General features: G+C 58.4%; 9 protein-coding genes. 7 read left to right on the plus strand and 2 right to left on the minus strand.

Translation table 11 applies throughout. The features are described 5' to 3' along the window. Positions 1 to 85: 85 nt before the first annotated feature. The gene (locus ACZ89R_RS27845; protein ID WP_429547474.1) at positions 86 to 2,014 is read right to left on the minus strand and encodes a transglycosylase SLT domain-containing protein; all 1,929 of its coding nucleotides are present in this window, start codon (positions 2,012 to 2,014) and stop codon (positions 86 to 88) included. A 214-nt stretch (positions 2,015 to 2,228) separates the two neighbouring features. Here ACZ89R_RS27845 and ACZ89R_RS27850 point away from each other — a divergent pair, with 214 nt between their 5' ends. Beyond that, positions 2,229 to 4,148, plus strand: a complete 1,920-nt coding sequence (locus ACZ89R_RS27850) for an ATP-binding cassette domain-containing protein (RefSeq protein ID WP_429547473.1) — start codon at positions 2,229 to 2,231, stop codon at positions 4,146 to 4,148. A gap of 148 nt (positions 4,149 to 4,296) precedes the next feature. On the opposite strand, the gene ACZ89R_RS27855 is transcribed toward ACZ89R_RS27850, so the two are convergent. After that, on the minus strand, positions 4,297 to 4,734 hold the full coding sequence (locus tag ACZ89R_RS27855) for a universal stress protein (RefSeq protein WP_030128421.1): 438 nt from the start codon (positions 4,732 to 4,734) through the stop codon (positions 4,297 to 4,299). Positions 4,735 to 4,838: 104 nt separating this feature from the next. On the opposite strand from ACZ89R_RS27855, the gene ACZ89R_RS27860 reads away from it, so the two are divergent. From ACZ89R_RS27860 to ACZ89R_RS27885, 6 genes are all read left to right on the plus strand, one after another. Continuing rightward, positions 4,839 to 5,276, plus strand: coding sequence for a hypothetical protein (locus ACZ89R_RS27860; RefSeq protein ID WP_429547472.1), 438 nt, complete (start codon positions 4,839 to 4,841; stop codon positions 5,274 to 5,276). A 599-nt stretch (positions 5,277 to 5,875) separates the two neighbouring features. Further along, a complete protein-coding gene (fadB, locus tag ACZ89R_RS27865; protein ID WP_429547471.1) occupies positions 5,876 to 8,023 on the plus strand; it encodes a fatty acid oxidation complex subunit alpha FadB in 2,148 nt (715 codons plus the stop codon). 30 nt (positions 8,024 to 8,053) lie between these two features. Next, on the plus strand, positions 8,054 to 9,229 hold the full coding sequence (gene fadA, locus ACZ89R_RS27870) for an acetyl-CoA C-acyltransferase FadA (RefSeq protein WP_008007076.1): 1,176 nt from the start codon (positions 8,054 to 8,056) through the stop codon (positions 9,227 to 9,229). A 98-nt stretch (positions 9,230 to 9,327) separates the two neighbouring features. Continuing rightward, positions 9,328 to 9,564, plus strand: a complete 237-nt coding sequence (locus ACZ89R_RS27875; RefSeq protein ID WP_007907781.1) for a DUF1653 domain-containing protein — start codon at positions 9,328 to 9,330, stop codon at positions 9,562 to 9,564. Positions 9,565 to 9,678: 114 nt separating this feature from the next. Continuing rightward, entirely contained in the window at positions 9,679 to 12,306 is a 2,628-nt protein-coding gene (gene topA / locus ACZ89R_RS27880) for a type I DNA topoisomerase (protein ID WP_123496489.1), read from the plus strand. Between the two features lie 138 nt (positions 12,307 to 12,444). Beyond that, positions 12,445 to 12,969 carry a DUF6586 family protein gene (locus ACZ89R_RS27885; RefSeq protein WP_429547470.1) on the plus strand — a complete coding sequence of 175 codons (525 nt, stop codon included), beginning with the start codon at positions 12,445 to 12,447 and terminating at the stop codon, positions 12,967 to 12,969. Positions 12,970 to 13,006 lie beyond the last annotated feature (37 nt).

Below are 13,006 nucleotides of genomic sequence, written 5' to 3' on the forward strand. Positions count from 1 at the left end.
AGCACAGCTAAAGATCAAGATCAAAAGATCGCAGCCTCGTTTCACTCGACAGCTCCTACATATCCGGCATACCCGGCATTACCGCTTATTGATCGTCGAAATACCGTTCATGCCAATCCACCAACGGTTGTGGTGAGTTGAGCTTCTGGCCGTAGATCACCGAGTACGACAGCACGTTTTGCACATATTGGCGGGTTTCGTCGAACGGAATGCTTTCCACCCACACATCGAAGCTCAGGTGATCGGCGCCACGCAGCCATTGACGTACGCGGCCGGGGCCGGCGTTGTAGGCGGCGGAGGCGAGGACGCGGTTGCCGTTGAACTGGCTGTGGACCTGGCTCAGGTAAGCGGCACCGAGCTGAATGTTCTTGTCCGGATCGAACACTTGCTGCGGCGATGCGAGGGGAATGCTGAACTTGCGCGCGGTTTCCTTGGCGGTGCCGGGCATCAGTTGCATCAGGCCGCTGGCGCCGACGCCGGAGCGCGCATCGGCCATGAAGGCGCTTTCCTGGCGGGTGATGGCGAATACCCAGCTGGAGTGCAGGCCACGGACCTTGGCTTCACGGACCAGGGTTTCGCGGTGGGCCATCGGGAAGCGGATATCGAGGTCGTCCCAGTACTTCGCCTGACTGATGGTGCGGATCGCCGGGAAATACCATTTCAGGTCGTAAGCCAGTTTCGCCTGGGCGACCATTTCGTCACGGCTGAAATGCCGGCTGACGTGGTACCACTCGCGACGACCGTCGACGATCTGCCCGCGGGCATGGAATTCCAGGGCGCGTCGTATGCCGGGGGTATTGCGCACTTTGTTGATCAGCGCCTGACTGAGCACCAGCGGTTTGTTGTTCAGCGAATAGGGGGATTGCGAGCGGTCGGCCGCCAGGAAACCATAGAAGTCGCGCTCGTGAGCCAGGTTCTTGTAAAGCGTTTGTGCTTCCGGATTCTGTGGCTGGGCCAGTTCAAGACTACGAGCCTGCCAGTAACGCCAGCGGTTGGTGGTGGCCAGATCCTGAGGCAGGCGGCGGGTCAATTGATAGGCATCATCCCAACGGGCCAGGCGCAATAGCAGGCGCAGGCGCCATTCAGAAACGGTGTTGTCCCGCAGCTCCGGGTCGTATTTGGTCATCACGTCCAGCGCGCGGCTGTCGAAACGACGAGCAAGGGTCAGCCCGATTTCCCGGGCAATCGCGACTTTTTCGTCGCGGGAGAAGTGCATGCTGTTGGCGTAACCGTCGAGCAGGGCCATGGCCTTGTCCGGATCCTGACGAGCCAGACGGCGCAGGCCGAGGCTGACGATGTCGGACATCGGTTCATCGGCCGGGATGAAGCGCGACGGCTGATTGAGCAGCTCGGGTTTCTGCGCCACATCCACCAGCAGGCGACCGCGCGGGGCGAGGGTGCTCAGACCATTGATCAGGCTGTTGGCCAGCGCATAGTTGCGTGCCTGGGCGGCGAGTTTGGTGCGCTCCCAGCGTTTCTGCTCGGTCAGTTGACCCTCGGCGGCCCACATGCCGAACAAACCGTCACAGGCGTCGGGCTGGGTTTTGCCGGTCAGCCAGAGTTTATCGGCGTTGGCGTAGCCTTCGGCCTTGCGGTTATGGCTGATCTGATACTGCGCGTTCAGGCAGTCCAGTTCGGTGAAATTGAGTTTGGGGTCATAATATTTGACGAAGGTTGCCCAGTCGCCGCGCTCGGCCAGCCAGCGCAACCAGCGCAACTTCATCCAGTTGGCTTGTGGCAGGTCACCGTGTTCGGCGAGGAATTTCTCGATTTCGGCGTTGCTCGCGGTTTTCAGGCGCGCGGTCAGTTCGTCATAAGCCAGATAGGGCTCCAGCGGATAATCGCGCAGGGCCTGGCGGTAACGGAAGTAAGGGCCGGAATCGCCTTTGGCCAAGGCGCGCTTGGCTTCATCGTAGTACTGGCGTTGGGTGGACAAGTCCACCGCCTGGGCGGATTGAGCGACAGCGGCTGTAAGAAGCAAACACGAAAAAAGACTGAAAAGGCGACTGCGCATGAGACGTCCGGGCAGAGAAAATCATGACAAGTGCCGGCAAGCGCGGCACTGAATTGTCTGTAGCTTAGCCTTTTGCCAGCAAGGGGCGAAAGCTTTGCCGAGCTGTCGGCACAAGTTCGCAACAATTGTTGTGCAGAGTGCTTCGACATTGAAATTGCCGGCCTTCTGCAGCCTCAAGTCAGGTAGAATGCGCGCCCGGTTTTTGGAGAAGCTCATGACCCTGCTCAAATTCAGCGATGTGTCCCTTGCTTTCGGCGCTATGCCGTTGTTGGACAAGGTGTCCTGGCAGATCGCCCGTGGTGAGCGGGTGTGCATCATCGGCCGCAACGGCACTGGCAAGTCCAGCATGATGAAGCTCGTCAAGGGCGACCAGAAGCCTGATGACGGCTCTGTTTGGCGCGCACCTGGCCTAAAGATTGGCGAATTGCCCCAAGAATTGCCGGTAGCCGACGAGCGGACCGTGTTCGACGTGGTTGCCGAAGGCCTGGACGGTGTCGGCGAGCTGCTCGCCCAGTATCACCACCTGAGCCAGAACATCGTCACCGACGCCGACCTGGACAAACTGATGCACGTCCAGCATGACCTCGAAGCCCGCGACGGCTGGCGTTTGCAGCAATTGGTAGACAGCACCTTGAGCCGTTTGCAACTGCCGGCCGACAAGACCCTCGCCGAATTGTCCGGCGGCTGGCGTCGCCGTGTCTTGCTGGCTCAGGCCCTGGTTTCCGAACCGGATCTGCTGTTGCTCGACGAACCGACCAACCACCTGGACATCGGTGCCATTGCCTGGCTCGAAGAAGCGCTGAAGGATTTCCAGGGCGCCGTGCTGTTCATCACGCACGACCGTTCATTCCTACAGAACCTTGCGACCCGCATCCTGGAACTGGATCGTGGCGGCCTGATCGACTGGAACGGCGACTACGCCAGTTTCCTTGTGCATAAAGAGGCGTCTCTGGCTGCTGAAGAAACCGCCAACGCGCTGTTCGACAAGAAGCTGGCCCAGGAAGAAGTCTGGATCCGCCAGGGCATCAAGGCTCGTCGCACCCGTAACGAAGGCCGTGTTCGCGCATTGAAAGCCCTGCGCGTCGAACGCAGCGAGCGTCGTGAACGCACCGGCAAGGCCAATATTCAGCTGGATACCGCCGACAAGTCCGGCAAGCAGGTCATGGTCCTCGAGAATGTGAGCTTCGCTCACCCGGGTGGCCCGTTCCTGATCAAGGATTTCTCGATGGTCCTGACGCGCGGCGATCGTATCGGTCTGCTTGGCGCCAACGGTACCGGCAAGACCACGCTGCTCAAACTGATGCTCAGCGGTCTGCAACCGACCAGCGGCAAAGTGGAAGAGGGGACGCGCATCGACGTGGCCTACTTCGACCAGTTGCGCCATCAGTTGGACCTGGAAAAGACCGTGATCGACAACGTGGCCGAAGGTCGCGATTTCATCGATATCGATGGTCAGAGCCGCCATGTGCTGAGCTACCTCGGCGACTTCCTGTTCAGCCCACAGCGTGCCCGCACGCCGGTCAAGGCGCTGTCCGGTGGTGAGCGTGCCCGTCTGTTGCTGGCCAAACTGTTCAGCAAACCGGCGAACCTGCTGGTACTCGACGAACCGACCAACGATCTGGACGTGGAAACCCTCGAACTGCTGGAAGAGGTTTTGCTGACCTTCAACGGCACCGTGCTGATGGTCAGTCACGACCGGGCATTCCTCGACAACGTGGTCACCAGCACCCTGGTCTTCGAAGGCGAAGGCAAGGTTCGCGAATACGTCGGTGGTTATCAGGACTGGCTGCGTCAGGGCGGCTCGCCGCGCCTGCTGGGCGTGACCGAGAGCAAATCCGGCAAGGCCGACCTGAACTCGGCTGTCGTCACTGCTGAACCAGTGCCAGTCGCTGCGGCAGTAGAAGCGCCGGTGGTAAAGAAAAAGCTCAGCTACAAGTTGCAACGTGAGCTGGAAATGTTGCCGAGTCAGATCGAAGCCATGGAGCAGCAGATCATGGTGGTTGAAGCGCAGATGGCGGATGCCGGTTTCTATCAGCGCCCTGCTGCCGAGACAGCTGCGGTGATCGCTCAGCTGGAGCAGTTGCAGGCTGAACTCGACGTGATGGTCGAGCGCTGGGCCGAGCTGGATGCCTGATTGATCCGGCGATAAAAAAGCCCGGCTTCACTCACGTGAATGCCGGGCTTTTCGTAGGAGCTGCGGAAGGCTGCGATCTTTTGATCTTCAAGAAAGCCAGAATCAAAAGATCGCAGCCTTCGGCAGCTCCTACAGGGGGGTTGTGTTATCAGCTTTTGATCAGGCGCACCGCCAGCACATCGCAAGGCGCGCCGTGCAGTACGTCATTGGCGGTGGAGCCGAGCAACAGTGCCAGACCATGTCGGCCATGACTGCCCACCACGATCAGGTCGCACGTTTGCTCCTTGGCGAGGTGGTGAATCTCCTGGCGCGGCTGGCCGTAGGTCAAGTGACTGTATTCCTTGGAGAGTTCCGGGTATTTCACGATCAATCGCTCAAGGCGCTCCTTGGCCTGATCGAACTGTTGCTGTTGCAACTGGGAAAGGTCCATCGGCACGTCGCCGCCAAAGGCCATCGCCATCGGTTCGACAATATGCACCAGGGACAGCTTTGCGCCATTGCTCACCGAGAGCTCGCGAGCTCGGTGGATGACAGGATCGCACTCTTCCGTTAGGTCTACAGCGACCAGAATATGGTGGTAGGGCATGAGGTGCTCCTCCTGAGGATTGCAATATTGGTAAGTATGGCTGGTTTCAAGCGCATTGGTTTCAAAGTGACTCAATGGGCTCATCAAGAATCGGGAGTACACATATGACGGTCTGGATAGTGGTGTCAATCCTGCTGGTGGTCTTGAGTCCGCTGGCCTGGTTGCGACCCTCTCATGCTCAGAGCGGGCGCATGGCCCTGCGCATGGAGGCGCGACGCATTGGCCTGGCCATGCAGCTAGCGCCCCAGGAGTGGCCGCACTGGCTGAACGAGGAGCCACCGAGCCCTTGCGCCCAGTACCATCGGCCGCGCCGTGGCACGCGACCGGCGTGCTGGAGTTACTGGCAGAAGGCGCCGGGCGTGTGGGTCAATCAGTGGCAGGAGGTCTGTGAGGATGGGATGCTGCTGAATCATTTCGAAAAATTGCCTGCCAACGTCTACAAGGTCGAGGCAGACAAGCAAATGATTGCCCTGTATTGGGGCGAGAAGGGCGAGGCCGAGGTTCTGCAACAGATCGATGCCACGCTCAAAGCACTCGCTTGAAACCCGACCCCCGCAGGCTGCGATCTTTTGATCTTTTTCAAAGGCGAGATCAAGGATTGCAGCCTGCGGCAACTCCTACAAAAGCCAGCGCCAGCGCCCGACAGGCAGGCAATAAAAAGCCCGACATCATCATCGGGCTGAGGTTGGCCAGGCAGGCCGGTAATTCTTTGTGCGCTGATCTTACGCTGGGCATTCGTCAAAGCGTTCAAATTTTTTCTTCAGGGGCCCGCCAGCGTAGCTTGTTAAACACAGGCTGCCGGTAATTAGGGCGACTTTTCTAACTATTGATTCTATGAATGGCCTCACATGCATGAGCGTGTTGCAGGGCTTCGTGGTACGGAAGTGACCGGAAAGTCGCGTTTTAACCAGTATTTTGGGCGATTGACAATTGCCGGAAATTCCGTGAAGGTGACATACCCAAATCAAACGGGCGTATGAATTGAGCGTTTGTATTACAGAGCGCTCCTACAGAATCCCGACTATCGCGTTGGCGGGTGTGCCGGGTGAATTGGCGTAGCATCGACGATAAACGTCCTTGCCGAGCCAATCGCCTGCGTCCGACGTGTACTGTTCAGCTTCCATATCGTGGAGATCAGTTGATGATTTACGAAGGTAAAGCCATCACGGTTAAGGCTCTTGAAAGTGGCATCGTCGAATTGAAATTCGACCTCAAGGGTGAGTCCGTCAACAAGTTCAACCGTCTTACCCTGAACGAACTGCGTCAGGCTGTAGACACCATCAAGGCAGATGCTTCGATCAAGGGTGTGATCGTCAGCAGTGGCAAGGACGTGTTCATCGTCGGCGCCGACATCACCGAATTCGTCGACAACTTCAAGCTGCCGGATGCAGAGCTTGTTGCTGGCAACCTCGAAGCCAACAAGATTTTCAGCGATTTCGAAGACCTCAACGTCCCGACTGTCGCCGCGATCAATGGCATCGCACTGGGTGGCGGTCTGGAAATGTGCCTGGCGGCAGATTTCCGCGTCATGGCCAATACCGCCAAAATCGGTCTGCCGGAAGTCAAGCTGGGCATCTACCCAGGCTTCGGCGGTACTGTGCGTTTGCCGCGCATCATCGGTGCCGACAACGCTATCGAGTGGATTGCCGCCGGTAAGGAAAACCGCGCTGAAGACGCGTTGAAAGTCGGTGCTGTCGACGCCGTGGTCGCTCCGGAGAAATTGCAGGAAGCGGCTCTGAACCTGCTCAAGGGCGCCATCTCTGGCGAATTTGACTACAAGGCCAAGCGTCAGCCGAAGCTCGAAAAGCTCAAGCTCAACGCCATCGAACAAATGATGTCGTTCGAAACCGCCAAAGGTTTCGTGGCCGGTCAAGCAGGCCCGAACTATCCGGCACCGGTCGAAGCGATCAAGACCATCCAGAAAGCCGCGAACTTCGGTCGCGACAAGGCGCTGGAAGTCGAAGCCACCGGTTTCGTCAAACTGGCCAAGACCTCTGCCGCGCAGAGCTTGATCGGTCTGTTCCTGAACGATCAGGAACTGAAGAAAAAGGCCAAGGCCTACGACGAAATCGCCAAAGACGTGAAGCAGGCCGCCGTATTGGGCGCCGGCATCATGGGTGGCGGTATCGCTTATCAGTCGGCCTCCAAAGGTACGCCGATCCTGATGAAAGACATCAACGAGCACGGCATCGAGCAAGGTCTGGCCGAAGCCGCCAAGCTGCTGGTGGGCCGCGTTGATAAAGGTCGCATGACGCCGGCGAAAATGGCCGAAGTGCTCAATGGCATTCGTCCGACCCTGTCCTACGGCGATTTCGGTCACGTCGACCTGGTTGTCGAAGCCGTTGTCGAGAACCCGAAGGTCAAGCAAGCCGTTCTGGCCGAAGTTGAAGACAAGGTCAAAGAGGACACCATCCTCGCGTCCAACACTTCGACCATTTCCATCACCTTGCTGGCCAAAGCCCTCAAGCGTCCGGAAAACTTCGTCGGCATGCACTTCTTCAACCCGGTACACATGATGCCGCTGGTTGAAGTGATCCGTGGCGAGAAGTCCAGCGAAGTGGCCGTTGCCACCACCGTTGCCTACGCCAAGAAAATGGGCAAGAACCCGATCGTCGTCAATGACTGCCCGGGCTTCCTGGTCAACCGCGTGCTGTTCCCGTATTTTGGCGGTTTCGCCAAACTGGTCAGCGCCGGCGTGGATTTCGTGCGCATCGACAAGGTCATGGAAAAATTCGGCTGGCCGATGGGCCCGGCCTACCTGATGGACGTGGTCGGTATCGACACCGGTCACCACGGTCGTGACGTCATGGCTGAAGGCTTCCCGGATCGCATGAAAGACGACCGCCGTTCGGCCGTCGACGTGCTCTACGAAGCCAAGCGCCTGGGCCAGAAGAATGGCAAGGGCTTCTACGCCTATGAGACCGACAAGCGCGGCAAGCAGAAGAAAGTCGCCGATCCTTCGGTACTGGAAGTGCTCAAGCCAATCGTGTTTGAACAGCGCGAAGTCACTGACGAAGACATCATCAACTGGATGATGATCCCGCTGTGCCTGGAAACCGTGCGTTGCCTGGAAGATGGCATCGTCGAAACCGCCGCCGAAGCCGACATGGGTCTGGTCTACGGCATTGGTTTCCCTCCATTCCGTGGCGGGGCGCTGCGCTACATCGACTCGATCGGTGTTGCAGAGTTCGTTGCCCTGGCTGACCAGTACGCTGATTTGGGCGCGCTGTACCACCCGACCGCGAAGCTGCGTGAAATGGCCAAAAACGGTCAGAGCTTCTTCGGTTAAGCGCCCACACTAGAGCGAGAGTGAAAGTATATGAGCTTGAATCCTAGAGACGTCGTGATTGTCGACTTCGGTCGTACGCCGATGGGCCGCTCCAAGGGCGGCATGCACCGCAACACCCGCGCCGAAGACATGTCGGCGCACCTGATCAGCAAATTGCTGGAGCGCAACGTCAAGGTCGACCCGAGCGAAGTTGAAGACGTGATCTGGGGCTGTGTGAACCAGACCCTGGAACAGGGCTGGAACATCGCCCGCATGGCGTCCCTGATGACGCAGATCCCTCACACCGCGGCCGGCCAGACCGTCAGCCGTCTGTGTGGCTCGTCGATGAGTGCTCTGCACACCGCTGCGCAAGCGATCATGACCGGTAACGGTGACGTGTTCGTGGTTGGTGGCGTCGAGCATATGGGCCACGTGAGCATGATGCACGGTGTCGATCCTAACCCGCACATGTCTCTGTATGCGGCGAAAGCCTCGGGCATGATGGGCCTGACCGCGGAAATGCTCGGCAAAATGCACGGCATTACTCGCGAACAACAGGACGCCTTTGGCGTGCGTTCCCACCAGCTCGCCCACAAGGCGACTCTGGAAGGCAAGTTCAAAGACGAAATCATCCCGATGCAGGGCTACGACGAGAACGGTTTCCTGAAACTGTTCGACTACGACGAAACCATTCGTCCGGAAACCACCCTGGAAAGCCTGGCGGCTCTGAAGCCGGCGTTTAACCCGAAGGGCGGCACCGTGACAGCCGGTACTTCGTCGCAGATCACCGACGGTGCTTCGTGCATGATCGTGATGTCGGCGCAGCGTGCCCAAGACCTGGGTATCCAGCCAATGGCGGTGATCCGTTCGATGGCAGTGGCAGGTGTGGACCCGGCGATCATGGGCTATGGTCCAGTACCGGCAACGCAGAAAGCACTGAAGCGCGCGGGTCTTGGTATCAACGATATCGACTTCTTCGAGCTCAACGAAGCTTTCGCCGCGCAGGCGCTGCCAGTGCTGAAAGATTTGAAAGTGCTCGACAAGATGAACGAGAAGGTTAACCTGCACGGCGGCGCGATCGCCCTGGGTCACCCGTTCGGTTGCTCTGGTGCCCGTATCTCCGGCACTTTGCTGAACGTGATGAAGCAGAATGGCGGCACCTTCGGGGTGGCTACCATGTGCATTGGTCTCGGCCAAGGCATCTCCACCGTCTTCGAACGCGTTTAAGCGTTTCGCTGATGGAAGCCGGGGCCAAGTGCCCCGGTTTTTGTTTTTCCGGATTTATTTTGTTTTTATTTTGAAAAAATTTCAGTGAGGGCCAAAACATGCCGATACAACCTGGGCTCTACGAACATTACAAAGGTCCGCAGTACCGCGTATTCGCTGTTGCGCGGCATTCGGAAACCGAAGAGGAAGTGGTCTTCTACCAAGCCCTGTATGGCGATTACGGCTTTTGGGTGCGTCCCTTGAGCATGTTCCTGGAGTCGGTCGAGGTTGACGGCGAACAGGTGCCACGCTTTGCTTTGGTGCAAGCCGAACCGAGCGTTTTTCCACAGCCATAAGGGGAGTGCGCGCAGAACCCTGCGCTTGACCTCACCTTGTAGCCACTATATATAGCGGTGCCGCGTCAGGCGCCAACCGCCTTTCACTTCTAGAATTCAGGAATTTTCTGATCCATGGGCAAATCGCTGGTCATTGTGGAATCCCCGGCTAAGGCCAAGACCATCAACAAGTATCTGGGTAACCAATACGTGGTGAAGTCGAGTATCGGCCATATCCGAGACCTGCCCACCAGTGGTTCGGCTAGCGCCAGCAAAGAGCCTGCCGCCAAGCGCGGCAAGGCCGCCGCAGGTGAAGGTCCGGTGCTCACGCCGAAAGAGAAAGCGCGCAAGCAGCTGGTCTCGCGCATGGGTGTCGATCCCGATCATGGCTGGAAAGCCAAGTACGAGATCCTCCCGGGCAAGGAAAAAGTCATCGAAGAGCTGCGCCGGCTCGCCAAAGATGCTGACACCATCTATCTCGCAACCGACTTGGATCGCGAGGGGGAAGCCATTGCCTGGCACCTGCGCGAAGCCATCGGTGGTGACGACAGCCGCTACAAGCGCGTGGTGTTCAACGAAATCACCAAGAAAGCGATCCAGGAAGCCTTCTCCAAACCGGGCGAGCTGGACATCGATCGAGTAAACGCCCAGCAAGCGCGTCGTTTCCTCGACCGCGTGGTGGGTTACATGGTTTCGCCGCTGCTGTGGGCCAAGGTCGCTCGTGGCCTGTCCGCCGGTCGCGTGCAATCGGTTGCCGTGAAGCTGGTGGTCGAGCGTGAGCGTGAAATCCGCGCGTTCAACCCGGAAGAGTACTGGGAAGTTCATGCCGACCTCGGCACTGCCAAGGGCGCGACCGTGCGCTTCGACGTGGCCCGCGAGAAAGGCGAAGCCTTCAAGCCGCTCAACGAAACCCAGGCCATGGCCGCGCTGGAAAAGCTCAAGGCTTCCAGCTACAGCATCGTCAAGCGTGAAGACAAACCGACCAGCAGCAAGCCGTCGGCGCCGTTCATCACCTCCACCCTGCAACAGGCCGCGAGTAACCGCCTGGGCTTCGGTGTGAAGAAAACCATGATGATGGCCCAGCGTTTGTACGAAGCCGGCTACATCACCTATATGCGTACCGACTCCACCAACCTCTCGGCCGATGCCGTGACGATGGCACGTACCTATATTGAAGGCGAGTTCGGCAAGAAATACCTGCCGGAAAACCCGAACGTCTACAGCAGCAAGGAAGGCGCACAAGAGGCTCACGAAGCGATTCGTCCGTCCGACGCCAATACCGAGCCAAGCAAGCTGTCGGGCATGGAGCGTGATGCAGAACGGCTCTACGAGCTGATCTGGCGCCAGTTCCTCGCTTGCCAGATGCTGCCGGCGCAATACCTGTCGACCACGGTCACCGTTGGTGCCGGCGACTTCGAGTTGCGTGCCAAGGGCCGCATCCTGAAGTTCGACGGTTACACCCGCGTCATGCCGCAAATTGCCAAGCCTGGCGATGACGACGTGCTGCCGGACATGGCCCAGGGCGACGCGATGAAGCTGATCAAGCTTGATCCGACCCAGCACTTCACCAAGCCGCCGGCGCGTTACTCGGAAGCGAGCCTGGTTAAAGAAATGGAAAAGCGCGGCATCGGTCGTCCTTCGACCTATGCCGCGATCATTTCGACCATCCAGGACCGCGGCTACGTGGCGCTGCACAACCGTCGTTTCTATTCGGAAAAGATGGGCGACATTGTCACCGAGCGTCTGGCCGAGAGCTTCTCCAATCTCATGGACTACGGCTTCACCGCCGGCATGGAAGAGAACCTCGATGACGTGGCTCAGGGCGAACGCGACTGGAAAAACGTGCTCGACGAGTTCTACGGCGACTTCAAGAAGAAACTCGAAGTAGCCGAAAGTGCCGAAGGCGGCATGCGCGCCAATCAGCCGGTGATGACTGACATTCCGTGCGTGTTGTGCGGTCGTCCGATGCAGATCCGTACTGCTTCGACGGGCGTGTTCCTCGGTTGCTCGGGCTATAGCCTGCCGCCGAAAGAGCGCTGCAAGGCCACCGTCAACCTGGTGCCGGGCGATGAAATCGCCGCGGACGACGAGGGTGAGTCCGAATCGCTGGTCCTGCGTGGCAAGCATCGCTGCCCGATCTGCAGCACGGCCATGGACGCTTACCTGCTCGACGAGAAGCGCAAGCTGCACATCTGCGGTAACAACCCGGATTGCTCTGGCTACGAAATCGAAGAGGGCACCTATCGCATCAAAGGCTATGAAGGTCCGAGCCTGGAGTGCGACAAGTGCGGCAGCGAGATGCAGCTCAAGACCGGTCGTTTCGGCAAGTTCTTCGGTTGCACCAACGCCACCTGCAAGAACACTCGCAAGCTGCTGAAAAGCGGTGACGCGGCGCCGCCGAAGATGGACCCGGTGAAGATGCCTGAGCTCAAATGCGAAAAGGTCAACGACACCTATATCTTGCGCGACGGTGCTTCCGGCTTGTTCCTGGCGGCCAGCCAGTTCCCGAAAAACCGCGAGACCCGTGCTCCATTGGTCATGGAGATTGTGCCGCACAAGGATGAGATCGATCCGAAATACCATTTCCTCTGCGAAGCGCCGAAGAAAGATCCGGACGGCCTTCCTTCGGTCATTCGTTACAGCCGCAAGACCAAAGAGCAATATGTGCAGACTGAGGTTGACGGTAAACCGACTGGCTGGAAGGCGTATTACGACGGCGGCAAGTGGACGGTTGAAGACAAGCGTCCATCAGCCAAAGCTTAAAGGCTTGTACACAAAAGGCCGCATGACAACCCTCGGGTTTTCATGCGGCCTTTTGTTTTGGGCTTGCGGGAAGCTCAGGTGATCCACGACACTGTCTGACCTGCGTGAAGCAATTATTTCGTTGTGGAGGCTGCCGTCATGGCCCACGAACTCTATACCCGTACCAACCAGAAGATTTATTTCGCCGGCTTATCGCTCGAAGCGCTGGCCAAAGCCGAAGAGGGGCGGGCGATGAATTCCCTTGCGCAGATTCAGGCCGGGCGCGAATCGGCGTTGTTTCACCTGTACGGTGCGCTGTTGGGACTGTGCCATGAAATCGCCGGTTTCTATCGCCTGCCTCAGGCCAATGCGCCGCGGGCAGAGATGCTGCTGACCCGCGAAGTGCTCGAAACCATCGCTATTCCGGAAATGGCCGAGATGGTCGAACTGGCCCAAAACCCTGAAACCTGGCTGGCCAAACTGCTGTCGGCTCATGCCGCACTGTTCCAGCCGCCTCGCGCGCCGCATAAGCCCAAGGGTGATGTGACGCAGCCGCTAATCCAGGCTGTTAATCTGGATGAAGAAGAGGCACCTGAGGAGTTGAGTCGGGAAGAGCTGGAGAGCTGGCGTCAGAACCTTAAAGGCCTGGCGATTCGGTTTCGCGAAGGGTTGAACGAGTGCTGAAAGATTGAGTGTTTAGGGATGAGTCTGCTCAAGGAAG

The organism is Pseudomonas sp. TE3728, from assembly GCF_056279145.1.

What these genes read in the sequence shown, in the direction of transcription:
- ACZ89R_RS27845 (WP_429547474.1), bottom strand. Translation starts at nt 2,014, where the DNA reads ATGCGCAGTCGCCTTTTCAGTCTTTTTTCGTGTTTGCTTCTTACAGCC.
- ACZ89R_RS27875 (WP_007907781.1), top strand. Translation starts at nt 9,328, where the DNA reads ATGCCGATACAACCTGGGCTCTACGAACATTACAAAGGTCCGCAGTAC.
- ACZ89R_RS27860 (WP_429547472.1), top strand. Translation starts at nt 4,839, where the DNA reads ATGACGGTCTGGATAGTGGTGTCAATCCTGCTGGTGGTCTTGAGTCCG.
- ACZ89R_RS27885 (WP_429547470.1), top strand. Translation starts at nt 12,445, where the DNA reads ATGGCCCACGAACTCTATACCCGTACCAACCAGAAGATTTATTTCGCC.
- fadB (WP_429547471.1), top strand. Translation starts at nt 5,876, where the DNA reads ATGATTTACGAAGGTAAAGCCATCACGGTTAAGGCTCTTGAAAGTGGC.
- fadA (WP_008007076.1), top strand. Translation starts at nt 8,054, where the DNA reads ATGAGCTTGAATCCTAGAGACGTCGTGATTGTCGACTTCGGTCGTACG.
- ACZ89R_RS27855 (WP_030128421.1), bottom strand. Translation starts at nt 4,734, where the DNA reads ATGCCCTACCACCATATTCTGGTCGCTGTAGACCTAACGGAAGAGTGC.
- topA (WP_123496489.1), top strand. Translation starts at nt 9,679, where the DNA reads ATGGGCAAATCGCTGGTCATTGTGGAATCCCCGGCTAAGGCCAAGACC.
- ACZ89R_RS27850 (WP_429547473.1), top strand. Translation starts at nt 2,229, where the DNA reads ATGACCCTGCTCAAATTCAGCGATGTGTCCCTTGCTTTCGGCGCTATG.